Origin of the sequence: Ruminococcus sp. SR1/5 (genome assembly GCF_000209835.1) — a bacterium.
In the GTDB taxonomy this organism is placed as follows: Bacteria; Bacillota; Clostridia; order Lachnospirales; family Lachnospiraceae; genus Blautia_A; species Blautia_A fusiformis.
Window position 1 is genome coordinate 3,186,762 of the sequence record NC_021014.1, and the last position, 24,309, is coordinate 3,211,070.

Consider the following 24,309-nt stretch of genomic DNA (forward strand, 5'->3'; position numbering starts at 1 on the left):
AGGCTATTCACATTTTTTTCAATTATTTTCGTTTTCCTTCTGTTTTTTCAGATATGTAACGATTCCATCAGCCACAGCCTCTGCTACCTTTCTCTGATACTTCTCTGTCTGAAGCAGGGCGGCTTCCTCCGGATTTGTAAGAAATCCACATTCTACGATATTGATCACACCCGGACTTCTCTTCAGAAGATAATAGGTTCTGTTTCCTTTTGCCACCCGCGGCCGTGCAATGGAAAGCTTCCGGTTCATGTTTTCCTGGATCGCAAGTGCCAGTTCTTTTCCGCCTTCCGAATCCTCATAATAAAATACCTGCGGGCCTTTTACTCCGGGATCACTGTAGCTGTTCTGGTGGATACTCACAGAAAGCACCGGTTCATATTTCCGGATCTGTTCAATACGATTCTGCAGATCCTGTGCTTTCATATTTTTTGTACCATTTTCATAAAGACCTTTATCTTCTTCCCGGGTCATTACTACGGCAAGGCCTTTTTTTCCAGGATCGTTTTTAGCTTCATGGCAATATCCAGATTGATTCCTTTTTCCTTCAGTCCACCGATTCCCACCATTCCGGAATCCACACCGCCATGACCGGCATCCACCAGGATCACCTGATCTGCTTTTATATTTCCAGATACATCTATAAGTCTGCCTGCAGTTTCTGCCGCTTCCCATGACAGAATATAAAAACAGACCAGCATAAGAACTGCCATTGCCAATTCTATGAAATGTTTTTTCAACACAAAACACCCCCGGCATATTTATTTTAATATATGTTGCCGGGAGTGTTTTTAGCATTGTGAAGATCACAATGTTTTCTTCTGTTTATGACAGGTTTTCTGTGATCACGCTCCAGATCCCGCTGTTCTCGAATCCAAGCTTCCACTCTGCCACACCTGCCAGTTTGTATTTTTTGATCAGTTTAACCTTTTCCGCAATAGACTTAGAGTCCTCCAGCCAGATCTGGTATGTGGCACCGTCCCCTTCATAGGTTCCATAATTCTGACTTGTCTTCTTGTCCCAGTATGTTTCTGCTCCGTTATCACTGATCGTCTGCTGTGCCTGATCCATACCGATGGCCTCACTTGTCAGTGCACCGCCATCTGTAGTCTTCCAGAGCCTTGTGTAGAACGGAATCGCAAGGATCGTCCGTTGAGCCGCTACTTCTGAAAGCGTATCCTTAACCCCCTGTTCTACCCATGGCAGAGATGCCACAGAACCGGCATCGGAGCCTACGTAATGCTCATCATAGCCCATAATGATCACATAATCCACAACCTTGCCCTGCTCCGCACGGTCATAATGACTGGTAAAATCTTCCGGAACCGGATTATCTACAGACAGTACCAAATTATTGGCGTGACACTGGATAGAAAGTTCTCTTAAAAACTGAAGGAAATGGATTCCTACTCCTTCGCTCAAAGATTCAAAATCAACATTGATTCCATCCAGTCCTGCTTTCAGTGCATAAGTGATCAGCTGATTCTCCAGATTCTGCCTTGAACTGGTTTTTGAAAGAACTTCTGTGGTACTCATGTTCTCATTAAAATTATCCACCAGTCCCCATACCTTCAGTCCTTTTTCATGTGCCTGCATCACATACTCCCCAGATGCAAGACTTGAAATATTTCCGGAGTTATCTGTTACAGAAAACCAGGTTGGAGAGATCACATTCACGCCTGTCATATTCTGTACCGCATCTGCGAAATAGCTGTTTGCATCTGTGCTGGTAACCTGGTGCCATGCCAGGTTCACCGGCTCATCCATGGTAAGATATGTATAGGACTCTGTTTTAAAATCCCTTTCATAATCCGTTGTATCCACAGCACTTACTTTTTCTTCTGAATATAACCGATGTAACCGTCATCGGTTGCCACCTGATCCCAGTCCTCTCCTTCATTCATCAGCCGGAGAACTGTATTCTTCGCCAGTTTGGAAAGGATCGGCGCCTTGATCCCGCCCCGGTAACGGATCACGGTATCTTTCTTCGTGGTCACGGTCTCCACATTGGTAAATTTGTACTGTATCGCAACCCTTGCAGGATCCTGCTCTATATAAGAATCGATATCTGTATACTTTTTTACATAATCCAGTTTCAGATAAACCGTGTCATCCTTCAGCCACACGTTTCCGTCTGCCTTATCTGAAGCCGTTTCCTCTGTGAGACTGGATGGTGTTGCATACAGTATCTTCTTGTTTTCGCTATCCCAGTAATATCTCTGATTCAAATATCCGTTCACTACATCCAGCGGAAGATATACATCTTCTCCTGAGATAAGTGCCTTCTCTTCCAGTTTCTCAGTTCCAAGTATCAACGCAGCCTCACCGTCTGCATTCTGGCCGTAGTATTCTGTCAGATCCATCTGTTTCCTGCTTGGTATAAGCTTATTGATCCCGTAAACAGCCCCTCCGGCAAGAGCGACCAGAACGATCAGCAGACCTACCACAAGGACCGGTATGTGTTTTTTATCATGTTTTTTCCTTTCGGTATAAAATGTCATAATTTGTTTCATTATAACATATCTTGTCTACATTTCGTTATAAAAATCGACTTTTAATAATTTTTTCACAATTTCTTTAGAATTTCGGTTCCCCGCATGGTATGCATGAGTGCAGGGGATGATCGTTATCCGGGGAACCGTTTTTTCTTATGTACGGTCATTCTTTGCGAATAAGATCAAAGCTTACACAGGCGATATGGCCGTCTTCATCTTCCGTATAATCCCGCATATAGACCCCGTTTTCCGCAATCTGACAGGCTTTTGCGATTTTTTTCGGAGTGCTTGGTGCTCCATTGAGATAAAGAGAAACTCCGTTCTCACGATAAAGCTCCAGCTCCCTTCGAAGGGGTTTTGCGGATTTCTTTTTTCCTGTGATATATTTGGCGTATCCCGACCTCCTTTCCTGGTTAGATTTTCAGAAAACACCAGCAATGGTTCTCGAAAAGCTGCAACTTCCCTGTTAGGATGATACTTGTAATAAAATATAAATAATAAAATGGGGGAAATTTCTCTGTGTACCGACAGACTCGCCGATGAATTTCACACAGAATCCTTATCTTCAGAAAAATATGACTTTAAGTTATCGTTACTGTCTTCTTGCTTCCGGGAGGAGACAGCTTTTCTGCTTTTCATTATACCTGATTTCCCTTCAGATGCAAGTCTTTTATAAAAGAATCAGAAATTTTCTTTTTTCTCCGGTTTCTACATCTTTACATCTTGTGTATAACTGTTATATAATACAGTATGTAAAAGATTAAATTTATTTACCTATAGGATGTGATCATATGAAAATAGAAAAAATCAATGAAAATCAGATCCGCTGTACCCTGACGAAAGAAGATCTGGACAGTCATCAGATCCGTATCAGCGAACTTGCATACGGTACCGAAAAAGCCAAACGTCTCTTTCGTGATATGATGCAGCAGGCACAGATACAATTTGGTTTTGAAGCAGATAATATTCCTCTGATGATTGAGGCTATTCCTGTCAATGCCGAAAGTATTATCCTCATTATCACTAAAGTGGAAGATCCTGAAGAACTGGATACACGTTTTTCCAAATTTGCACCCTTCAAGGGCAACAAACCTTCCGATACCGTAGAGATCGATGGCGCTGACAATATCATCGATATCTTCCAGAAGCTCTGTGAATCCAAGCTTAAGGATCTTTCACAGAAACCGGAAGAAAAAAGGGCGGAAACTTCCGCCCCTCAGGCAACAGAAACTCCGGATGCATCACAGCAGCCGGCTGAGAGTTCTGTAAAGCTTATACGCCTGTACTCTTTCCCGGGGCTGGATGATGTTATTGCCGCATCTCATGGTATGAATGGTTTCTTTACCGGTGATAATACTCTCTATCGTGAAGGAGAAGACGGTGTCTATCAGCTGGTACTTCATCAGTCAGACTGTACACCTGAAGAATTTAACAAGGTCTGCAATATCCTTTCCGAGTATGGCATCGGCCGCGCATTCACACCAGCCGGTGAAGCCTACCTCAGAGAGCACTGTGCACTGATCGCTGATCATGCACTTCAGAAGCTTCTGAATATCTGACAAACCAAATATCCTACAGACAAACAAACCGCTGTCGGAATGCGATCCATATGATCTGCATTTCCCGACAGCGGTCCTTTTGTTTCAGCAAAAAAGCTTCTGTTTATTACTCACCAAGAAAATCATTGATCTGAGCTACGAGGACATCTGCGTCCAGGCCATGGACCATTGCTGCTTCTTCCAGAGATTCCATCTGTGAAGACGGGCAGCCAAGACAATGCATTCCTGCTCTCATCAGGATCGGTGCGATATTCGGGTCTACAGTGAGCAGTTCTCCGATCAGCATGCTCTTTGTAACTTTTGCCATGATTGTATTCTCCTTTACTGTTTTATCGAAATATTTTCATTCCGTTCTGCTATTATAATACGAATCCGGAATGGAATCAACGGGTTACGAATTTTCAGTTTTGTTTATAAATTTATACTTGTATTCTTTATGCAGATATATTAGAATGGGAATAGAATCCCTGGTAGGGGATACATATAATACACAATTTAAAAGGAGGATATCAATTATGGCATATGTAATTTCTGACGAGTGCGTTAGCTGTGGAACATGTGAGGGTGAGTGCCCGAACGAGGCTATTTCTCAGGGAGACGAGCATTATGTAATCGACGCAGACGCTTGTGTTGACTGCGGAACATGCGCTGAGGCCTGTCCAGTTGGTGCTATCTCTGCTGAGTAATGCATCATTAGCTTGATAAGCTGCTATAATGAATGAGGCTGCCGGTTTACCGGCAGCCTTTTCTGTTTTTTATTCTTTTTCCCTCACAGGAAGCTGCCGCTTCTCTTCTTGCCTGCTGCTGCCTGCGGATCGCTTCATCCAGAGAACGACACCGGTACTCTCCTTCTTTCTTTCTCTGCATTTCCTCACGGATCAGGCGTTCCATGATTTCCTGAAACTCCAGTATCTTATCGTTATCTGCTCCGCACTTCTCTGTATTCCCGGATTCCGTTTTTTCCATGAACTCCTTTTCAGATCCCGTTTTTTCATTGGGATATCTTCAAGCTCAACAGCTTCTCCATCCAGGATCCTGATACCAGATTCTGAAAAATCCGGTGTATCTGCCTTTCTTGCCTCCGGTGGGATCAGTGTACGGATTGCTTTCAACTGAAGTCCTTTACTTTTCAGCTCATTTATTTTAAGAAAAAGCTGGATATCAAACGGTGTATAATAGCGATGTCCCAGTTCATTGCGTCCGATCCGAAGCTCCAGTTCTTCCTCCCAGTAACGCAGGACATAAGATTTCACTCCGGTCAGTGTTACGGCCTGTCTGACTGTATATCTTTTTTCCATTGTGAACGCCCCCTTATATAGAGATTCACTGCTGCTGTCTACAGTATAACCCCTGAGATCAGGAAATAGCAAGAATAATCGGTTGACATAATTTTACCAAATATGACTCTTTGCCTATATCCATAGCATCCCGAACTCCACGATCACACAGACAAAAATACAAAAGGCCATCAGGATAACTATAAGCTTTCATCCTGACAGCCTTTCATTTACCGTCTGCACGGCTCTATTTTTTCATATTTACAAACTGGGTATATCTCGGCAGCCATACCAGCTCCACAGTTCCGATAGGACCGTTTCTCTGCTTGGCTATGATAATTTCCGCAATGTCTTTCTTCTCGGTATCTTTGTGATAATAATCATCTCGATAGATAAACATGACCACATCCGCATCCTGCTCAATAGCTCCGGACTCTCGAAGATCCGAAAGCATCGGCCTGTGATCCGGTCTCTGTTCCACTGCACGGCTAAGCTGTGATAACGCAATTACCGGTACATCGATCTCTCTTGCCAACGCTTTCAGCGATCGTGAAATATCTGAAATTTCCTGCTGTCTGGAATCCGATTTTCCACTTCCGCTCATCAGCTGAAGATAATCGATCATGATGATCCCCAGATTATGCTCAAGCTTATATTTTCTGCATTTGGAACGAAGCTCCGCAATGGAGATTCCAGGTGTATCATCAATAATAAGATTGGAGCCACCGATAATATCCGCTCCTTCTACCAGCTTCGTCCAGTCCTCATCTTTCAGATTTCCGGTACGGAGATTCTGGGAATCCACGTGAGATTCCATAGCAAGAAGACGGTTTACCAGCTGCTCCTTGGACATCTCCAGACTGAAAATAGCCACGGTCACATCTTTACGAAACGCCATATACTGGGCAATATTCAATACAAAGGCAGTTTTTCCCATGGAAGGTCGAGCTGCGATCAGTACAAGATCGGACGCGTGCATACCGGAAGTCTTATAATCCAGATCCACAAATCCGGTCGGAATCCCGGTAACGGAGCCCTTCAGCTTGGAAGCCTTCTCAATATTGCTGACTGCATTCAACACAACCTGCTGGATCGGCACATAATCGCTGCCATTTGTTCTCTGCAAAATATTAAACAGCTTTTTCTCGGATTCCTCAAGTATGGTTTCCGTACTGTCCTTTTCCAGATAACAGGCATTGGCAACTTCTTCCGTAGTCCGTATCAGCCGACGGAGAACTGCCTTTTCGCTTACGATATTGGCATAGTATTTCACATTGGCTGATGTAGGAACTGCTGCGATCAGATCACGGACATATTCCATACTGCTGATGTCCGGCGGAAGCTCTTTCTCCTTGAGACGATTCTGCAGAGTGATCAGATCTACCGGCTGTCCTTCATTACAGAGCTCCACCATGGCATCAAAAATGATGCCATATTGTTTTTGATAAAAATCATCACTGGTCAGGATCTCGGAAGCCACCAGGATCGCATCACGATCCAGGATCATGGATCCGATCACTGACTGCTCTGCCTCAATGCTGTGAGGCAGAATCCTCTTGATCAGTGCTTCTTCCATTGATTACGCCTCTTTTACCCAGACTTTGAGACTTCCGGTTACCTTCGGATGAAGTCGTACCGGAACATTGGTAACACCCAGGTTACGGATCGGATTCTCCAGCTGGAGCTTTTTCTTATCGATATCAAGATTCAGCTGTTTTTTGGCTGCCTCTGAGATTTCTTTTGAGGATACAGAACCGAATGTTCTTCCGCCTTCACCTACCTTCAGAGTAAGGATAACCTCCTTTGTGGAAAGCTCCTCTGCAAATGCCTTGGCAGCGTCCAGGTTTTCCTGTGCAACCTTTTCTTCATTTGCCTTACGGAGTTTCAGGTCATTGAGATTCTTGGATGTAGCTTCAACACCAAGCTTTTTTGGCAGGATCATGTTTCTTGCATATCCGTCACTTACATTTACGATCTGTCCCTTTTTACCCAGGGATTTAACATCTTCCAGAAGAATTACTTTCATTTCTATTTGTCCCCTTCCTGATATAACTGGTCTATAATTTCTTTCAGCATTCTTTCGGTCTCATCCATGGTGTCTTTCACCTGTGCACCGGCAATATTCAGATGTCCGCCGCCGCCCATCCGTTCCATCATGACCTGTACATTCACTTCATCAATGGCTCTGGCACTGATGTAAACCTCATTATTATAGCTGGTAAGAACAAAAGATGCCTTGACTCCTGCGATATTGAGCAGCTCATTGGCCGCCTGTGCTCCTACAACGGTAGGACTTTCCAGACCTTCACTCGGACATCTTGCAATGGCAAAATAATCTCTGTAGATCTCCGCAGTACGAACTGCCTCCGCTCTCGCCTTATAGGAATCAATATTATCCCGGAGCATCTTACGTACACGTGTCACATCTGCTCCGCATCTGCGCAGGAATGCTGCTGCCTCAAAGGTACGCACACCCGCTCTTGTTGTAAAGTTGTTGGTATCGATCATGATACCCGCATAAATACAGTCCGCCTCAATACTTCGAAGCTTCAGCCCGTCTGCAAAATACTGCAGGATCTCTGCGATCATCTCGCAGCTTGAGGATGCATATGGCTCCACATAGGACAGAACTGCATTCTGGATCACCTCGCTGCCGCGGCGGTGATGATCCAATACCACAATGGTCTTTGTCATATAGAGAAGATCCTGGCATTCGGTATAGCTTGGCTTGTTGGTATCCACCACAATTACTACCGTATTGTTATCCACCAGTTCTTTGGCCTGATTACTGTCCACAAACATGGACGGCTCATAATCCGGATTCTCCATAAATCCACTCATCAGCGGCCGAATGGATGTGGTCGGATCATTGATCACAATATGCACCGGCTTACCAAGAGTCTTACCGGCACGGTAAATACCGATCCCGGCTCCCAGAGCATCCACATCTGTGATCTTGTGTCCCATAACCACCACTCGATCCTTGGTGCTCATAAATTCCTTCAGAGCCTGAGCCTTCACTCGTGCCTTCACTCGGGTTGATTTCTCCATCTGCTGTGCCTTGCCGCCAATGTAGGTAATATTATTTTCATTTTTGATCACTACCTGATCACCGCCACGGCCCAGTGCCATCTCAATGGCAATTCTGGCATATTCGTAATTCTGGATATACGTAGAAGCATTCAGACCGATTCCGATACTTAATGTCACAGCCATTTCATTTCCGATGTTAACCGTCTTAACCTCATCCAGGATATGAAAACGCTGTTCCTTCAGTGTTTCCAGTGAACTCTGGCGCATGATCAGAAGATATTTATCTTTCTCCAGTTTCTTCACAAGGCCGTCAAAGTTGGAAAAATACTTGGTGATCTTTCGGTCGATCAGTGCGATAAGCAGAGATCTTCTCACATCCTCCACGCTCTCCAGTGCTTCTTCATAATTATCCAGATACGCCAGTGCTACAACAAGCTTGTTATCCTCATTTTTCTGGATGTATTCCTTAAGCTCTGTTTCATCATAAAGATACATGGCGATCAGACTGACATTCTGGGACATATTCTCCAGAATATCCGCATGGCTGACTACTTCCCCCATAGTCACCCGCTGCATGGAAACCCGATAGATCCGATCCCCGAAATGTATACTCATCTCGGAAATTTCCGGTTCATCGGCTACAGGAAGCTTGTCCGGAGTAATATCCGGGAAAACTGTGCTGATATTTTTTATAAAACTGATCTCTCCCCGTGATCTCTGAAAAAATACGGTTGGACCAGATCATGCGGCCTTCCATATCCATAATGGCATAAGGAAGCGCCAGCTCTTCCAGCATCCGCTTTTCTACCACATCATACTGATTGGCAAATGCGATCATATCATTGATGATCAGCGGTTTGTGATATCGAAAAAGCTGTACTGCGATAAAAATATAGATCACAGTACCTACAGACACCAGAATTCCGGCCTTTACACTTACAATAAACACCAGCAGGTCCAGCAGCACGACCAGGACCGAAAGGTACAGCGGCCAGCGCATGAAGTGTTTCATAGGCCCCTTGAATTTAACTTTGTTGTTCATTGCTTTTTCCTGTTCTTAATGTAATTTAACCCACAAGTTATTTAACATTATACCAGATTCCTTATTATAATTCCATAGCAATGATAAAATCTGTTTTGCTCATAAAAAAACAGGGCCGCTGCCTCCAGATGACTGCTCATCTGTTTCGCAACGACCCCGTATAAGATCAGAATTAGTCCTGAACGTATGGCATCAGGGACATATGACGTGCTCTCTTAACAGCAACTGTCAGTGCTCTCTGATGTTTCGCACAGTTACCTGTAATTCTTCTCGGGAGAATTTTACCTCTCTCGGAAACATACTTTCTTAACTTTGCTACATCCTTGTAATCGATCTCGTTATTCTCTTTACCGCAGAATACACAAACTTTTTTCTTCTGCGTCCGCCTCTTCTCTTCATCGGAGAATCTGGTCTCTCGCCTCTATTGTAAGCCATGATTGTTTCCTCCTATCTTATTCGTCTCATCTGTCTTGATCAGATGTTCTAATTGAACGGCAGCTCCTCATCAATTCCATCTGGAATGTTCATGAAGCCGTCGGCGCTTGCTGCGCTCGGACTCGGCATAGACGTTGCAGGTGCTGCCTCTGTTCTCGGATGAGCTGCTGCATAGCTGTCGCTTGATGCTTTGCTCTCAGCAAATTCCTGATCCTCAACAACAACCTCTGTCGTATAAACCTTCTGTCCCTCACGGTTCGTATAGCTTCCTGTCTGGATACGTCCCGTAACTGCAATTTTCAGTCCCTGTCTGAAATACTTTTCCGCAAATTCTGCTGTACGTCCGAAAGAAACACAGCTGATAAAATCAGCACTTGCCTCTCCGTCACGACGGAATCTGCGATCAACTGCCAGTGTATATCTGGCGATTGCCAGGGCATTTTCTCCTGCGGAATATCTTACCTCAGGATCTCTTGTCAAGCGTCCCATTAATATTACTTTGTTCATCGTTCTACCTCTCTTATGATTTCACTTAACTGAACAGGTTCTTAATGGTGTTTTCGAAAAATCCGCTGCAAAAATTATGCCTCTTTCTTGACAACCAGGTATCTTAATACATTGTCCATGATGCGGACATGTCTCTCGATCTCCGCCGGGCACTGAGAATCTGCTTCAAACTGAATAAAATAGTAGAAGCCTTCATGCATTTTCTGAATCTCGTAAGCTAATTTCTTCTTACCCCATTCTTCAACTTCTGTGATCACGCCGTTGTAACGTGTGATGTAGCCTTTTGCTTTCTCAACTACAGCGTCACGTGCTTCGTCCTCAAGCTTAGCGCTCACAACTAATGCTAACTCGTACTTGTTCATGCTTGTCTTAACCTCCTTATGGTCTTTTGGCCCTTTGCCTGTCAAAGAGCAAGGATATGAAATATATCACGATTGTTAATTCTAGCACATCTCTCCTGTGATGTAAAGCATAAATTTAATTTTTTCAATTTTTTCAAATCTCGTGTATTTTTCTCAACCAGCTTACGTGCCACCATGATCTGATGTCCACAGCCCTTGCATTTCAGGCGGAAATCCGCTCCTACGCGAAGGATCTCCCATTCTTTACTGCCACAGGGATGAGCCTTCTTCAGTGTGACAATATCTCCAACTTCATAATTTAATCCCATTTGATACTCCTCATTTTTAATTTGCAGATCATCCCAGGTTCCCATATTTTCAAACTCTTATCTGAGAAAACACCTGCCCGATCGGTTCTTTAATAAGAAGATCCGCATATTTATCCCTCGGTGTCGGTGCCTTATTGATCACCACCAGATGATTTCCCCGGAAATAATCGATCAGGCCTGCTGCCGGATATACCGCCAGAGAAGTTCCCCCAATGATCAGCACCTCCGCCTCTGAGATCACTCTTACTGATTCCTGGATCGTATAGTCATCCAGCCCTTCCTCATAAAGGACCACATCCGGCTTGATCATGCCACCGCAGCTGCACCGCGGAACACCTTTCGATTCCTTCATATATTTAAAATCATAGGATTTCCCGCATTTCACACAATGATTTCGGTAAACGCTTCCGTGAAGCTCCAGGACCTTTTTACTTCCTGCCATCTGGTGAAGATTATCGATATTCTGAGTGATCACAGCCTTCAACTTTCCTGTTTGCTCCATCTCCGCCAGCTTAAGATGTGCCGCATTCGGTTTTGCAGTATCACAAAGCATCTTATCTCTGTAAAATTTAAAGAATTCCTCAGGTTTTCGCATAAAAAATGTATGGCTTAAGATCGTCTCCGGCGGGTAATCATATTTCTGGTTATACAGTCCGTCCTGGCTTCGAAAATCCGGGATTCCGCTTTCTGTTGAAACACCTGCACCGCCGAAAAATACAATATTTCTGCTCTCATCAATGATCTTTTGTAATTTTTCTATCTCATTTCCCATATCATTTCCTCCCAAACTTATCCGCAAAAGCTCTACTGTGGGTTCACCGCATTCACTCTTTTTCCCTGTACCACAAAACGTGTTGCCTGATTACCGGTACAGGTTGATAATGTAACGATCTTATCCTTCACATTGGCTTCACTTGCAGTGGCATCTGTTCTGATCTCCGAATTCTGGAACATTTTTTCTCATATTCCAGAAACTCTTTGCCAGGTCCTTTAAATAAGGTATACGTATCGCTGTTTACAGAAGTCGTATACGCTGCAATGATCTCATACCGGTAATCTTTTTCCGGTGTGAGGATCCAGAAATATTTGCTGGTATTATAAAGCGTCTCATCAGCTCTGTACTTTTTCAGCATTCCAAACATGGAACCATTCTTCATGTTGTGTCCGTACACCAGGGTATTACAATCGCTGAAATCTCTTTTGTTCTCATAATCAATAAAGATCGTTCCCGCAAAATTATAATTTTTCTCATATGTCTGGTGCAGATAAAAATTATTATCCTCTCCCTGTACCACCGGATAACTGATCTCAGGCAATGCTTCCATATAGATCCAGCCGATCACATCCTCATTGATACTCCTGAGAGAATCAAAATCAATGCTCACAGGTGCTACAGGCTGTTCATCTGGCTGATCTATCTCTTCCACCTGGTCCGGATCACGTTCTGTCACTGCCATTTCGGAAATGCTGTTATATTCATCGGTTCCTTTTTTATATTCTGTATAAATATGATAAAGGTTAAAAGCTGCATAACAGAAAATACAGATTGCCACGATCAGAACGATCGTCAGAATATGATCTCCAACTGTTTTTTCTTTTTCACCTTGTTTTTCCTGCTCATAATCACACTCCTTTAAATCTGTCAGGATCATCTGGTTTCTGTATTTATTATAAATATCCCTCCGTTTTCTTGCAACCGTTTTGTTTTTGTCCTGTTTTATACAGAAAGAAGCCGCCTCGGAATGGGCATCCGAAGCGGCTTGTAAGGTATGTTCTATTTCAAAGCTGCTGTTATTTTCAGGCAAGTTCTTTTCCTGTAAGCATTTTGTATGCCTGGAGATATTTCTCAATAGTCTTGTCAACGATCTCCTGCGGAAGTGTCCAGTCGTTGTCCGGATTGGCTTTCAGCCAGTCACGTGCAAACTGTTTGTCAAAGGATGGCTGACCATGTCCTGGTTCATAGCCTTCTGCCGGCCAGAAACGGGAGCTGTCCGGTGTCAGCATCTCATCACCGATGACCATGTTTCCGTCCTCATCAAGACCAAACTCGAATTTTGTATCTGCAATGATGATTCCCTTGCTGAGTGCATACTCTGCACATTTTTTGTAAAGAGCAATGGTGTTGTCACGAAGCTTTTCTGCATACTCGCGTCCTTTTCCTGGGAAGTATTTCTCAAGATGATCGATACTCTGCTCAAAGGAAATATTCTCATCGTGATCACCGATCTCAGCCTTGGTAGATGGTGTGTAGATCGGCTCAGGCAGCTTGTCAGATTCCTTCAGGCCCTCCGGAAGCTTGATGCCGCATACAGTGCCGTTCTCCTTGTAGCTTGCCCAGCCGCTTCCTGTGATGTATCCACGTACGATACACTCGATCGGCAGCATGTTCAGTTTACGGCACATCATGGATTTTCCTTCGAATTTCTCCTGCTGGAAAAACTCCGGCATATCCTTGGTATCTACAGAGATCATGTGGTTCGGAAGAATGTCCTCAGTCATGTCAAACCAGAATTTGGACATCTGGGTCAGTACAGCACCTTTCTTTGTAACTTCGTTATTCAGAATTACGTCAAAGCAGCTGATACGGTCTGTTGCAACCATGATCAGACTGTCTCCATTGTCATAGATCTCACGTACTTTACCTTCTTTGATTGGTTTTAATTCCTGCATGTTCTCACACCTCATCATTCGGTTATTTGATTTTTGTTTTCGACACCGTTACCGTATCACCTCACAAGCCCTCCTGTCAAGATGTCAGGCCCCTTTCAGTCATAAGTATTCGTTAAGGGATCATTCATATTTCTAATAGTGATGCACATTCCTCCTGAAGCTTTTTTCTCCTGTTTCCGGTAAAGAAGCTTCTCACTGCAGGCAAAATAAGGATCACAGCCATACTCCCGGATAAAGGCCGCCGCATGGCTGTTCCTGGTCAATCCGGTGACAAAAAGCACCGTTTCCTGTCCGTCCCCGAAGCATTCCTTCATAAATGTAAATGCCTGTTCCAGCTCCCCGTTGATCTTTTTCGCACAGGCCTTTCTCTTCTCCGCCATTTCCGTAAACAGCTGCCGGATCCGTTCAAAGCCAGCCTCTGTTTCTGTGATATGCTCCTTTCGGATAGTAAGGCTGAATTCCTCCAGAGTGCGGATCACTAGCTCTTCCGTAGTCTGCTGATCTGCGGTAAGAAGCTCCGCCTCCAGACGGACAGCCAGACTTTTCTTCTTCATATCTGTAAATTCATCCAGCGCTGTCATGTCCTTTTTATCCTGAAGAAAAGCTTTCAGATGCAGAAGTTCCTGATAAACAGCACCTGTCTCACCATCCATCTTCTCATAGGTCAGAAAACTTCCGTTCAGACCGTCAAGCAGAATCCCTGTCACAAGGAAGCGTTCCTCAAAGGAAGCATCCTTCGCCATTTTTACCTTTTTCTGCTGTTCCTCCTCCGGCATTTCTCCGGAAAGCAGGCGTTCCAGGCCATAGTCCTCTCCGTACTTCCGGTACAGCTGATAGCTGGCAAAAAAGCTTCTTGCGATCTCCTCTCTGCATAAATACTCCCCGATCAGATTCTCCGTGATCTCCACGCCCAGTTCCTCATAAGCCTTCAGGATCTCAGACAGGTCTTCCCAGCCTCTTGCTGTCACGAAGAATTTCCCGTCCACTGTATTCTCCACAGAATAAAAATGATCCTTTTTCAGGCCGAGATAAGCCAGGATCGATCCGTGGATCTCCTTTTTCCAGGCATACTCCATCCACACCTCAAGATCTGCCTCGATATCCATCCTCCGCACACGGTCCAGTGTTACAATATCAAACTCCCGGACCGATTTATTATATTCCGGAGGATTTCCTGCTGCCGCGATCAGCCATCCTTCCGGCACACTGTGGCTTCCGAAGGTCTTGTTCTGAAGGAACTGCAGCATGGTAGGCGCAAGTGTCTCGGAGACACAGTTGATCTCATCGATAAACAGGATTCCCTCCTTCTTTCCGGTACGTTCCATACAATCATACACAGAAGCAATGATCTCGCTTAAGGTATACTCTGTGATGCTGACCTCTTTTCCGTTGTAGCACCGGGTCACGATCCTTGGCAGTCCTACCGCACTCTGTCTTGTATGATGGGTAATGGTATAGGCTACCAGACCTACATTACATTCCTCTGCCACCTGCTCCATGATCGCTGTTTTCCCGATTCCGGGAGGCCCCATAAGCAGGACGGGACGCTGCCGGAGTTTGGGAAATGTGTAGCGTCCGGCTGCATCCTTCCGGTTGTAAGCCAGTAAGGTATGTTTGATCTCTTCTTTTGCCTCTTTTATGTTCATGTTCTGTAACGCACTCCTTCCTGTTCTGCCACAAGCCGGATCGCCCAGGGCGGAACAAGCTCCATTTTTTCTGTTTTATGTAAAAATACAAAGGCCGTTTCATAATCCGGTTTGCTTCCGGGATATATCCCATCCCCGTCTGTAAAATAGATCAGAGCCTTAAGACTGCGGATTTCTTTTTTCTCCTGCTGCTCCTTCACATACCGGAACACCGGCCGGAAATCTGTTCCGCCCCGGCCCTGTATGGTGATATTTTTGCTGTATTCCTTCCATTCTTCCTCGGAATGGATCACCTTAACATCCTGGATACAGCAGTCACACTGGATCAGGTACACCTTCATTTTATGGAAAAAATTCTCTTTTTCACTGAGAATGGAATACGTTTCTCCAAGGAATCTCCGCACAGTCTCTCCATCACAGGAGCCGGAAGTATCAATGGCGATCACCAGCTCCTCCAGACGGTTCACTTCCTTATATTCCAGCGGCTCGATCAGCGGAAGATTTCCATAATGCTCCATCCCGTAAATATAAAAAATATAATCAAAGCTTTCCGTATCCAGCTCCACCTCTTCCCGCAGCACAGAAAACTGACGGAGAAATTTTTTGTAATCGTATCTTCCGGATCTTACCGTTCCTGCCTCTTCCTTCTGGTCCCCTTTCTGACTTCCCCGCCGTTTCCGGTGATCCTGACGGTTTGCGGCAGTATAGGAAAGAAGCTTGTTCCATTTTTCCTTTGTTCTTTTTCCTTTTTCTCCTGTGCAGGCATCCCATAGTGAGTGATCATCAAAATGGAACGCTTCTTCCATCTCTTCCAATCGAAATGGAAATACCTGATCTTTCAGTTTCTGGCAGATCTTTTCTGCGGAATCCGCGCCGTTTCCAAGCATATGGAAAACTTTTTTCCGGATTTTTTTCATTTCCACCTGTCTCCAGAACCGGGATCTTTTCTCTGGAAATGATCTGTTCCACCGCAATATCACAGGCTAGGTTCCATAAACGTCTGTCTTCCTGATTTTCCCGAAAAAGATGCAGATACAGGCAGTGCAGCAACATATGCAAATACCCTCGTCGCACTGCCTCCGGCTTTTTCACATAAAGTTCCAGCAGATATTCCGGAGAAAAAAGGAAGAACTCTCCGTCTGTTCCAATGGTTCTGGTCTCTTCCGAACCCTTCCCGGAAATGCAGGCAAAAGCACCGTCCAGATATGGAAAATAGTAGTACAGTTCGTTCCTCACATTTTCCAGGATATGTATTCCCAGTTCTTCCTGATTCCGGTCCACCGAATCCGCCTCCTGTCCTTCTGATCAAACTATAGCACTCCAAAAAAATACTGCACACTCTTGACAACAGGACTATGATAGAGTCAAGAGGTGATTATTATATTACATGATGAAACACGTAAACTACTTATTGAAGCTTGGAATAAAACGCACAATGCAAAAGAAATCCCAGAGTGTTTTTCTGTGAATACCAGTACTGTTTACCGCCTGGAAAAACAAATGCGTGAAACAGGTTCTGTAAAAACAAGAACATCACAGAGAGGACGTAAACATGCCCTGACACCGTAAGATATCCAAAATATTGACCGGGTGGTTCAGCAGGAACCAGATATCACAATTGATGAAATCATCGATAAACTTGGTCTGCATGTTTGTAATGAAACAGTCCGCAAGGCAGTTATTAAACTCGGGTATTCTTACAAGAAAAAATCTCTTCATACCTCAGAGCAGGAGCGTCCCCGATGTCAGGGAAAAACGCAGAAACTGGAAAAACATATGTCGGAGAGAGACATAAATCATCTGGTCTTTCTGGACGAAAGCGGAGTAAACATCAATATGACGCGACATTATGCCAGAGCATGGAAAAACCGGAGAGCAGTAGATAAAACTCCACTCAACACGCCCTGCAATACAACCGTTCTTTCTTCCATACGTCTGAATGGAGACTGTGCCTATACAGTCTATCAGGGAGGAACTACTGCAGAGCGGTTTGCAGAATACCTGAAAACAAAGTTGCTGCCGACGCTTTCAGAAGCAGACATTATCGTTATGGATAATATGCGTTCCCATCATGCAAAAGTGGTGAAACAGCTACTGGACAGCTCAAAAGTAACCTATCTGTATTTACCCCCGTATAGTCCGGATCTGAATCCGATTGAAAAGATGTGGTCAAAACTCAAAGCATTTTTAAGGAAAGAAAAGATACGGATTGCATCGGAATTACCATCAGCTATTTCAAAAGGATTTTTAACAATTCGTCCAAAGGACTGCATAGGGTGGTTTCATTCGTGTAATTATGTGCAATAATTTATTGGATTGCTATAGTTTTTCACCAGATTTATTTACAATTCAAATTCCTTCTCTTTAAATCCATAATTTGCTTTTTTCAAATGGAGAAGTCCCATCAGCGCTGCAGGTCTCCTCCACTCTTCAGCCAGTTTCAGGAACACCTCCAGCTCCTGTTCCCCAAACCATTCGTTCTCATAAAGCTTCTCGATCTTTTCCCAGTCATCTTCCAGGATCAGGCGTTCCACAGCCGGACGGATCCTTTTCTTAAGATATGCTCCATAATGCGCGCGTTCCTCTTCCTCCACACCTTCCTCCAGAAAATATCCCCGCAGGGCAACTGCCAGCCGCAGCGGCTCCTGCTTGGTACTTCCGAATTTCCGGTAAAGATGAATGGCCTCTTCTTTGGCATCCTCGTTCTCTGCCCGCATTTCAAGAGCAGTGGCAGCAACTTCCACATCTTTTTGAAAACGGCTTAATTCTGTCATAATGATCCCTCCTGTCTGCTGTCTGTTTATAGTGTTCGAGGAAATGCTTTTGTATGACATTATCATATCACGTACCGCTTTGTTTGAACATTATTTTTTGATAAAAAAGAAACCGCCATTGCCTTTTTACGACAATGACGGTCTGAAGATTTTTCTCAGATTCCCTTTTTATAAAGAATAAATGAATAGATCATTGGCACAAGGATGACCAGCAAAATTACCGCAAAAACAATTTCCGTTTTCAGAAGCAGCGAGTTCATAAGAAAAAGCAGCCCTGACAGGATCAGTATCCAGCCTGTCATACGGTTGGTACGGTTCCAGTTCTCTTCGCTGTTCAAGGTCCAGGGAAGCTTCATTCCCACTGTATAATTCTGTTTCACCTTATGAACGTAATTTCCGAGAATGATAAACATGATCCCCACCATGATATTCACGATCACACCTATATCAATGTCCATACCCAGAGCAAGACCATAGATTGACATGCAGGTGATCACAGACACCACCGGAACCAGCCACAGGACCATGGTAAAAATACGCCTGTTGATATTTTTTCTCTTTGGATCATTGGCTGTAAAAAACACGCAAAACAGATGGATCAGCAAAAGCAGAAACGGAATTCCAAAAACTGCCATCGGCTTGCTGCTCCAGCCGTTGGCCAGATTATGCTGATCAAAATGTGTTGCGATCTTCTCCGGCAGACGGTTCCACAGCAGGATCCCTGCCAGTGACGGTGAGACCGTAAGGATACTCCCGGAGATCAGAGACATTTTATATTCCTTCAGAAACTCTTTTCTTTCTTCACCTTTCATCATTCTTTCCCCCTTTCAGATCACTGAGCCACAGAAGCAGCTCCTCTACAACTGTAGTATTCAGTTCGTAATACACGAAATTCTTCACCTTCGTCTCCCACACAAGATCTGCTTTCTTCAAAATTTTCAGATGATAGGATATGGTTGCGCCTGTCATGTCAAAATGTCCTCCGATCTCACCGGCTGACATTTTCCCGTTTTTCAGAAGCTGCAGGATTTCTCTCCGCACAGGATCCGAAAGTGCCTTGAAGGTTTCCGCAAACGCCATCGTGTATGTCTTCCTCCTTTTGGATGGTATTTAGAAATATTTCTAAATAGAATATATCATTTTCAGATTTCCCAGTCAATAAGTATTTAGATTTTTTTCTAAATACTTACATTTGTCATCTATAAAAAAATGAGGATACCGATCATCGCCTCTGCGACCTTACGATATCCTCATTCACCATCGATCAACCATTATTTATTTTTTCCCCTCTTAAACCTACCTCATGCAAAAACCAAGACTGGATGTGATCTCCGGCGCAAGCTCCGGCACATGTGCACAAAAGTCCATCTCTCTGCCAAGGCCAATGGATGCAACTCCAAGAATGGATTTGCCATTTACTGTTCTGCTTCCCCTTTTCAGATCCACTGCAAACGGAAAATGCTCCGTCACATCAAGAAAACGGTTCACTTCATCCATGCTCTCAAACTGTACTTTTTTTACTGTCATCGTTTTTTTCACCTCTTTTCTCTATCTATACTACTATTTTACTATGATATAATTATTTGTATAGAGTATTTTTTTATAAAAAAGGTGATTTTTTAGATGTTATCTTCTCCTATTTCTGTTACAATATAAAAAACAACACCCAGGAGGTATCAGAATGTCAAAAAAGAACCTTATCGCAGGACAATCCGGCGGACCGACCGCAGCTATCAACAGCAGTCTTTACGGTGTGGTATCTGAAGCACTTAAACATACAGAAGAGATTGACCATGTTTATGGTATGGTCAACGGCATTGAGGGATTTTTAAACGGAACAGTCCTTGATTTCCAGGAAGCACTTCCGGGAGAGCAGCTTCTCGCTCTTACCTGGACCCCCGGCGCTTACCTTGGCTCCTGCCGTTACAAGCTTCCGGAATCCCTGGAGGATCCGGTTTATCCGAAGCTTTTTCAGAAATTCGAGGAGATGAATATCGGCTGGTTCTTTTATATCGGCGGCAACGATTCCATGGATACCGTCAGCAAGCTTTCCCGCTATGCTGAAAAGATCGGCAGCGACATCCGTATCCTCGGTGAGCCGAAGACCATTGATAACGATCTTGTAAACACCGACCATACTCCCGGATTCGGAAGTGCTGCCCGCTACGTAGCCTCCACCGTCCGTGAGATCACCCTGGACGCCTGCGTCTACGAGAAAAAATCTGTCACTATCATCGAGATCATGGGACGTCACGCAGGCTGGCTCACCGGAGCTGCTGCCCTTGCCCGGAAATATGTTGGAGACAATCCGCTTCTCATTTATCTTCCGGAAACCGATTTCGATGTAGAAGAATTTCTCCAGAAAGTTCATGCTGCCTTCGAGAAAAACTGCAACGTCGTAGTCTGTGTATCTGAGGGAATCCATGATAAAGACGGCACTTTCATCTGCGAATACGACAGCGCTGCCGGAACCGACGCCTTCGGTCACAAGATGCTTGCTGGCTGCGGTAAATATCTTGAGAATCTTGTACGCAGCCGTCTTGGTGTCAAAGCCCGCTCCGTAGAGCTCAATGTAAGCCAGCGCTGCTCTGCAGCTATGCTCGCCGGAACAGACCAGCAAGAAGGCATCCTCGCCGGTGAATTTGGTGTACAGGCTGCCCTGAACGGCGAAACCGGAAAGATGATCGCATTTAAACGTCAGAGTGATTCTCCGTACTCCATGAAATGTACACTGGAGGATGTCAACGTTATCTGCAACGAAGAAAAGACGGTCCCTGTGGAATGGATCACAGAAGACGGCTCCGATGTCACCGAAGACTTTATCCGCTATGCCCGCCCGCTGATCCAGGGAACTGTAAATGTTCCGGTTGGCGAGGATGGACTGCCGGCGTTCGTGTATCGGAAATAAGATTTGTGGTAATGCGGATAAAAATATCCACATTTGCTGCGTAACTCTGTCCTGAGTAACTGTTTATCCGTCATTCGATAAAAAATGCACCGGGAATTTCCTAATAGTTCCCGATGCATTTTCTTTATTTCTCTCTATATATTTTTCTTTTTATTTCTTACTGCGATATGCTTCTGCTTCCCAGTGTGTGATAAAATATGTGATCTCATCGGTCATCTGCAGCGGGCCGCCAAAGCTCTCTGCATACACTGCAAGCTTGATCGCATCCTTTACCAGAAGCTGTGCCTTTGCTGCCTTTCCTTTGTCATCTTCCATAATAAATGCGCCAACACCCTGTACCAGGATCAGTCTTGGCTCTTTATCATGCTCTGTCATAAATGCATCCAGCGCATTTTTCGCCTCATCAATATTTTCTACAAATAACGGATAAGGTCCGCAATATACAATATGATCCGGAGTAAACGGCTTCAGAAGAGGTGCCGCAGCAGTTTTATCTTTTACAAAATTATCCGCCTCCGCAGCCGGTACGACTTCCACCGCATGTCCAAGCAGACTGGAAAGCTTCTGTGCTGCCTGCTCTTTTTCAGGTGTAACTGCATCACTTACATCCGCAGTTCTCTTTACCTGCTTTTCCAGCTTTCCGATCACACCATCGAATAAAACGCCGATCTCCTCTACAGTATCAGCCGCAACAAAAATTCCGTGATTCTGAAGCAGAAGAACCTGCACGTCTTTTCCTGTTTCTTCTTTATAGGCATTCATTTTCTCGAAGCAGATACGGGCAAGTGTGTATCCCGGTTTGCAGATATCGATCCAGAGTACATCTTTTCCAAGAAGCTCTTCGCAAAGAACCTTTGCGCCCTTTCCGCAGGTCAGTCCATTGATAATTGTCGGATGAACATGCAGGACATACGTATATGCAAACAGATTGTGGAGCAGTGCTTCCACGCTGGGACGTTTGGTTTTATCCTCATCGGTCACTGCCGCCATTACATCTGCAAGATATGCAGATTCACGCTTCACATCATCCGCCGGATATTCCGTTTTCATGATCTCATTCAGACGGGCTCTGTCCATTTTGACAAATTCCTCTGCCTTAATGGTAGCAAGCTGTGTACCGGATCCCTTTACATACAGTGTTGTATCGTCTTTTACAGAAGTATTACCGCCTCCTGCCAGAACATAGGCCGGATTGCTTCCGTAAGTGTTTGACATTTTTACCAAAGTTGAAAGCTCCATAAGTAAAATTCCTCCCTGTTGTGTCATTATATGATTTTTCCATATATTTATAGTACACGATACAAAGTGAATTATCTATATGAATATTTTTTCCAAAATTAGTACTTTCGTATCCTTTTATTATTTTTCCAAATGTAATATCTATGCATCTACTCTTTCCAAAGGAAATGATCTGTTTCTGCTTTTCATATTTTTTCCACTTCTCATCATCTCACGTCAGCAGTTCAAAGGTATGATACAGATCCACCTTCCCATACCCCCACTCCGGGTTTGGGTACTGCATGTTTTCTTCTCTTCTTGCGCCTCTCTGCAGATAATATTTCACGCTGCTCCCGGTAAAAAACGGCTGGTTATCCCGTATGATCGCCCATTCAAACAGAAGTGCCGCGATGCCGGCGGTCTGTGCGGCGGATATACTGGTTCCGGAGCGGGTTCCAAAGTCGCCTCGTACCAGCGGCACTTTTACGTTAACGCCAGGAGCTGCCAGATGTGGAGTTATCATGCCATCTGGCGTATAGCCTCTGCCTGCTGCAATGTAGATGCTTCCGTCACGATGCTGGTAGGCAGTTGCCGTAATGCTGTTCCTGGCGTCTCCCGGCGCTGTCACCGTGGTATAGGGGGATGGTTCCAGAAAATAGGTATCCTGGGAGATCAGCCCTTCCACAGGAAGCCATATATGGAACTGTACGTTCTGTTGATTTCTTGCCTGGGTAAAAATTTTCCAGATACCGGACGCCGGATGGAAAAATCGGATATACACCAGGGAATATCCGGTCTGACGCTCGATCAAGATATAATTCACATACACCTTTGTTTCCACAAAAACAAATGACAGCTCCTGGGTTCTGGAACCTATGGAACTGCTGACTTCCAGTATCTCACCGGTTGGTGACTGGATGGAAAGCTCATAGATTTCCGGCGGTTCTCCCCAGAATTCTATGGTAAAGCCCTGCTCTCTTTCCGCTACACGGAGTTCTGTCACGATCTGTTCCCTTCCCTGAGAAAAAATCCCCGTACTGTGGTTTCTTGTATTTCCTTCGTTTCCTGCTGCCACAGATACGGATACCTGAGAAAAATTTGCCACATAGTCCACATACTGGCTTAACGCATTAGTCCCCAGATGCGCGCCCTGGCTGCTTCCGATCCCCAGGCAGATAGAAAGTGGCATCTTCAGCTTTTTGGCCTGGGAAATCGCAAAAGCAATGGCCATCATCACATCATTTTCCTGAAAAGCTTCTGCCTCCGGAGGATAAAGATAAAAATTCCGGAGATATTGCTTTGCCGGCTTTACCTTGATGATGATCAGGGTTGCCTCCGGCGCTGCTCCGGTAAAATTTTCTCCGGGTACCATATTTCCGGCAGCAATACCCGCCAGTGCCGTGCCATGGCCGTTGGTATCTCTGGATGGCACGATGGCAAACGGCTCCTCGGAAGCCAGTGCCCGGTCGATATCCTTTTTCCGGAATAATTTGCCATATGGAACTTCTGTATCTGCTATATCATCCCCCGGCAAATTATCTGCATCTCCATTTTCAGCTTCCAACTCCCGTCCAGACTGATTTTGTTCTTCCTCTTCTATGGACTGATCCCATAAATAAGCGATTCTGGAGCCGCCTGCATTTCGAAACACTTCATTCTGATAATCAATCCCCGAATCGATCACCGCCACCGCAGTACCTTTTCCACGCAGCTTCAGATAAGGGTGATCGTGCAGCCTGTTGATCCCTGATTCCCCTGCTGCCTCCATATCCATGTAGGTATAACATTTCGGGATCGAATTATAGGAGGTTCCCGTGACCTCAATTTCTCCCATACTTTCCAGCGGAACATAAAGAACCCCGAAAATTTCATTGATCGCCCGAAAAGATGCCCCCGGAAAAAGTTCCATAGTATCCTGGACATTCTGCATATATTTCACGATAAAATCCCCGAAGCGCTGACTCTGTGCCGGATTTTCCGTCTGCGCTCCGGGGATCTTATCCTCTGTTTTCATATTTGGTTCAAAATCTTCTTTTCTGAGCATGACAGGCCTGCTTTCGCCTTTTTCATAGATGTAT

The 24,309-nt window shown here is 44.7% G+C and carries 28 protein-coding genes and 3 pseudogenes; 5 read left to right on the plus strand and 26 right to left on the minus strand.

The features are described 5' to 3' along the window. Nucleotides 1-18: 18 nt before the first annotated feature. From CK1_RS15970 to CK1_RS18575, 3 genes and pseudogenes are all read right to left on the minus strand, one after another. A pseudogene (locus CK1_RS15970) lies at nucleotides 19-710 on the minus strand (N-acetylmuramoyl-L-alanine amidase). 112 nt (nucleotides 711-822) lie between these two features. After that, nucleotides 823-1,821: a glycosyl hydrolase family 18 protein gene (locus tag CK1_RS18570; protein WP_353611187.1), complete on the minus strand. Its 999-nt coding sequence runs from the start codon at nucleotides 1,819-1,821 to the stop codon at nucleotides 823-825. Between the two features lie 5 nt (nucleotides 1,822-1,826). Then, complete coding sequence (locus CK1_RS18575; protein WP_015527175.1) at nucleotides 1,827-2,498, minus strand: SH3 domain-containing protein; 672 nt, start codon at nucleotides 2,496-2,498, stop codon at nucleotides 1,827-1,829. A 785-nt stretch (nucleotides 2,499-3,283) separates the two neighbouring features. Between CK1_RS18575 and CK1_RS15985 the strand changes: the two genes are divergently transcribed. Further along, the gene (locus CK1_RS15985; RefSeq protein WP_015527178.1) at nucleotides 3,284-4,051 is read left to right on the plus strand and encodes an adaptor protein MecA; all 768 of its coding nucleotides are present in this window, start codon (nucleotides 3,284-3,286) and stop codon (nucleotides 4,049-4,051) included. Nucleotides 4,052-4,157: 106 nt separating this feature from the next. Here the strand turns inward: CK1_RS15985 and CK1_RS15990 are convergent, their stop codons facing one another. Beyond that, nucleotides 4,158-4,358 carry a DUF1858 domain-containing protein gene (locus tag CK1_RS15990; protein WP_015527179.1) on the minus strand — a complete coding sequence of 67 codons (201 nt, stop codon included), beginning with the start codon at nucleotides 4,356-4,358 and terminating at the stop codon, nucleotides 4,158-4,160. A gap of 208 nt (nucleotides 4,359-4,566) precedes the next feature. Between CK1_RS15990 and fdxA the strand changes: the two genes are divergently transcribed. Next, complete coding sequence (fdxA, locus tag CK1_RS15995) at nucleotides 4,567-4,737, plus strand: 4Fe-4S ferredoxin (RefSeq protein ID WP_015527180.1); 171 nt, start codon at nucleotides 4,567-4,569, stop codon at nucleotides 4,735-4,737. Nucleotides 4,738-4,783: 46 nt separating this feature from the next. On the opposite strand, the gene CK1_RS16000 is transcribed toward fdxA, so the two are convergent. From CK1_RS16000 to CK1_RS16070, 16 genes and pseudogenes are all read right to left on the minus strand, one after another. Next, the gene (locus CK1_RS16000) at nucleotides 4,784-4,942 is read right to left on the minus strand and encodes a hypothetical protein (protein ID WP_015527181.1); all 159 of its coding nucleotides are present in this window, start codon (nucleotides 4,940-4,942) and stop codon (nucleotides 4,784-4,786) included. Beyond that, on the minus strand, nucleotides 4,930-5,349 hold the full coding sequence (locus CK1_RS18940; RefSeq protein ID WP_015527182.1) for a MerR family transcriptional regulator: 420 nt from the start codon (nucleotides 5,347-5,349) through the stop codon (nucleotides 4,930-4,932). The genes CK1_RS16000 and CK1_RS18940 overlap by 13 nt, the downstream gene beginning before the upstream one ends. Nucleotides 5,350-5,575: 226 nt before the next feature. Beyond that, nucleotides 5,576-6,904, minus strand: a complete 1,329-nt coding sequence (gene dnaB / locus CK1_RS16010) for a replicative DNA helicase (RefSeq protein WP_015527183.1) — start codon at nucleotides 6,902-6,904, stop codon at nucleotides 5,576-5,578. A 3-nt stretch (nucleotides 6,905-6,907) separates the two neighbouring features. Further along, nucleotides 6,908-7,354, minus strand: coding sequence for a 50S ribosomal protein L9 (gene rplI, locus CK1_RS16015; protein WP_015527184.1), 447 nt, complete (start codon nucleotides 7,352-7,354; stop codon nucleotides 6,908-6,910). A gap of 2 nt (nucleotides 7,355-7,356) precedes the next feature. Then, complete coding sequence (locus tag CK1_RS16020) at nucleotides 7,357-8,976, minus strand: DHH family phosphoesterase (RefSeq protein ID WP_015527185.1); 1,620 nt, start codon at nucleotides 8,974-8,976, stop codon at nucleotides 7,357-7,359. A gap of 16 nt (nucleotides 8,977-8,992) precedes the next feature. Continuing rightward, the gene (locus CK1_RS18585; protein WP_015527186.1) at nucleotides 8,993-9,403 is read right to left on the minus strand and encodes a hypothetical protein; all 411 of its coding nucleotides are present in this window, start codon (nucleotides 9,401-9,403) and stop codon (nucleotides 8,993-8,995) included. Nucleotides 9,404-9,575: 172 nt separating this feature from the next. Beyond that, nucleotides 9,576-9,838: pseudogene (gene rpsR, locus CK1_RS16025) on the minus strand (30S ribosomal protein S18). A 48-nt stretch (nucleotides 9,839-9,886) separates the two neighbouring features. Then, on the minus strand, nucleotides 9,887-10,345 hold the full coding sequence (locus CK1_RS16030; protein ID WP_015527188.1) for a single-stranded DNA-binding protein: 459 nt from the start codon (nucleotides 10,343-10,345) through the stop codon (nucleotides 9,887-9,889). Nucleotides 10,346-10,419: 74 nt separating this feature from the next. Beyond that, nucleotides 10,420-10,707, minus strand: a complete 288-nt coding sequence (gene rpsF / locus CK1_RS16035; RefSeq protein ID WP_015527189.1) for a 30S ribosomal protein S6 — start codon at nucleotides 10,705-10,707, stop codon at nucleotides 10,420-10,422. A 128-nt stretch (nucleotides 10,708-10,835) separates the two neighbouring features. Then, nucleotides 10,836-11,015 (minus strand): annotated as a pseudogene (locus CK1_RS16040) (DUF951 domain-containing protein); the annotation flags it as partial. A gap of 49 nt (nucleotides 11,016-11,064) precedes the next feature. Then, nucleotides 11,065-11,787, minus strand: coding sequence for an NAD-dependent protein deacylase (locus CK1_RS16045; RefSeq protein WP_015527191.1), 723 nt, complete (start codon nucleotides 11,785-11,787; stop codon nucleotides 11,065-11,067). A gap of 127 nt (nucleotides 11,788-11,914) precedes the next feature. Then, nucleotides 11,915-12,820 (minus strand): class B sortase, encoded by a 906-nt coding sequence (gene srtB / locus CK1_RS16050; protein ID WP_306288998.1) that lies wholly within the window; start codon nucleotides 12,818-12,820, stop codon nucleotides 11,915-11,917. Beyond that, complete coding sequence (locus CK1_RS16055; RefSeq protein ID WP_015527192.1) at nucleotides 12,813-13,685, minus strand: phosphoribosylaminoimidazolesuccinocarboxamide synthase; 873 nt, start codon at nucleotides 13,683-13,685, stop codon at nucleotides 12,813-12,815. The genes srtB and CK1_RS16055 overlap by 8 nt, the downstream gene beginning before the upstream one ends. A gap of 95 nt (nucleotides 13,686-13,780) precedes the next feature. Further along, nucleotides 13,781-15,331: an AAA family ATPase gene (locus tag CK1_RS16060; RefSeq protein ID WP_015527193.1), complete on the minus strand. Its 1,551-nt coding sequence runs from the start codon at nucleotides 15,329-15,331 to the stop codon at nucleotides 13,781-13,783. Beyond that, nucleotides 15,328-16,218, minus strand: a complete 891-nt coding sequence (locus CK1_RS18590; protein ID WP_353611263.1) for a vWA domain-containing protein — start codon at nucleotides 16,216-16,218, stop codon at nucleotides 15,328-15,330. The genes CK1_RS16060 and CK1_RS18590 overlap by 4 nt, the downstream gene beginning before the upstream one ends. Next, the gene (locus tag CK1_RS16070; RefSeq protein WP_306288999.1) at nucleotides 16,115-16,612 is read right to left on the minus strand and encodes a DUF2201 family putative metallopeptidase; all 498 of its coding nucleotides are present in this window, start codon (nucleotides 16,610-16,612) and stop codon (nucleotides 16,115-16,117) included. The genes CK1_RS18590 and CK1_RS16070 overlap by 104 nt, the downstream gene beginning before the upstream one ends. Nucleotides 16,613-16,702: 90 nt before the next feature. On the opposite strand from CK1_RS16070, the gene CK1_RS16075 reads away from it, so the two are divergent. Then, entirely contained in the window at nucleotides 16,703-16,900 is a 198-nt protein-coding gene (locus CK1_RS16075) for a hypothetical protein (protein ID WP_021650727.1), read from the plus strand. Nucleotides 16,901-16,921: 21 nt separating this feature from the next. After that, nucleotides 16,922-17,638, plus strand: coding sequence for an IS630 family transposase (locus CK1_RS16080; RefSeq protein WP_306289000.1), 717 nt, complete (start codon nucleotides 16,922-16,924; stop codon nucleotides 17,636-17,638). A gap of 35 nt (nucleotides 17,639-17,673) precedes the next feature. On the opposite strand, the gene CK1_RS16085 is transcribed toward CK1_RS16080, so the two are convergent. The 4 genes from CK1_RS16085 to CK1_RS16100 form a co-directional block, all read right to left on the minus strand. Next, on the minus strand, nucleotides 17,674-18,105 hold the full coding sequence (locus tag CK1_RS16085) for a hypothetical protein (RefSeq protein WP_015527195.1): 432 nt from the start codon (nucleotides 18,103-18,105) through the stop codon (nucleotides 17,674-17,676). Nucleotides 18,106-18,260: 155 nt separating this feature from the next. After that, nucleotides 18,261-18,920, minus strand: a complete 660-nt coding sequence (locus CK1_RS16090) for an SdpI family protein (RefSeq protein WP_242981968.1) — start codon at nucleotides 18,918-18,920, stop codon at nucleotides 18,261-18,263. After that, nucleotides 18,907-19,185 (minus strand): autorepressor SdpR family transcription factor, encoded by a 279-nt coding sequence (locus CK1_RS16095; protein ID WP_015527197.1) that lies wholly within the window; start codon nucleotides 19,183-19,185, stop codon nucleotides 18,907-18,909. The genes CK1_RS16090 and CK1_RS16095 overlap by 14 nt, the downstream gene beginning before the upstream one ends. A 216-nt stretch (nucleotides 19,186-19,401) precedes the next feature. After that, complete coding sequence (locus CK1_RS16100) at nucleotides 19,402-19,632, minus strand: HPr family phosphocarrier protein (RefSeq protein ID WP_015527198.1); 231 nt, start codon at nucleotides 19,630-19,632, stop codon at nucleotides 19,402-19,404. A 154-nt stretch (nucleotides 19,633-19,786) separates the two neighbouring features. On the opposite strand from CK1_RS16100, the gene CK1_RS16105 reads away from it, so the two are divergent. After that, the gene (locus CK1_RS16105; RefSeq protein ID WP_015527199.1) at nucleotides 19,787-21,013 is read left to right on the plus strand and encodes a 6-phosphofructokinase; all 1,227 of its coding nucleotides are present in this window, start codon (nucleotides 19,787-19,789) and stop codon (nucleotides 21,011-21,013) included. 150 nt (nucleotides 21,014-21,163) lie between these two features. Here CK1_RS16105 and CK1_RS16110 read toward each other — a convergent pair whose 3' ends face one another. Next, a complete protein-coding gene (locus CK1_RS16110) occupies nucleotides 21,164-22,252 on the minus strand; it encodes a class II aldolase/adducin family protein (protein ID WP_015527200.1) in 1,089 nt (362 codons plus the stop codon). 211 nt (nucleotides 22,253-22,463) lie between these two features. Continuing rightward, on the minus strand, nucleotides 22,464-24,275 hold the full coding sequence (locus tag CK1_RS16115; RefSeq protein ID WP_015527201.1) for a S8 family peptidase: 1,812 nt from the start codon (nucleotides 24,273-24,275) through the stop codon (nucleotides 22,464-22,466). Nucleotides 24,276-24,309 lie beyond the last annotated feature (34 nt).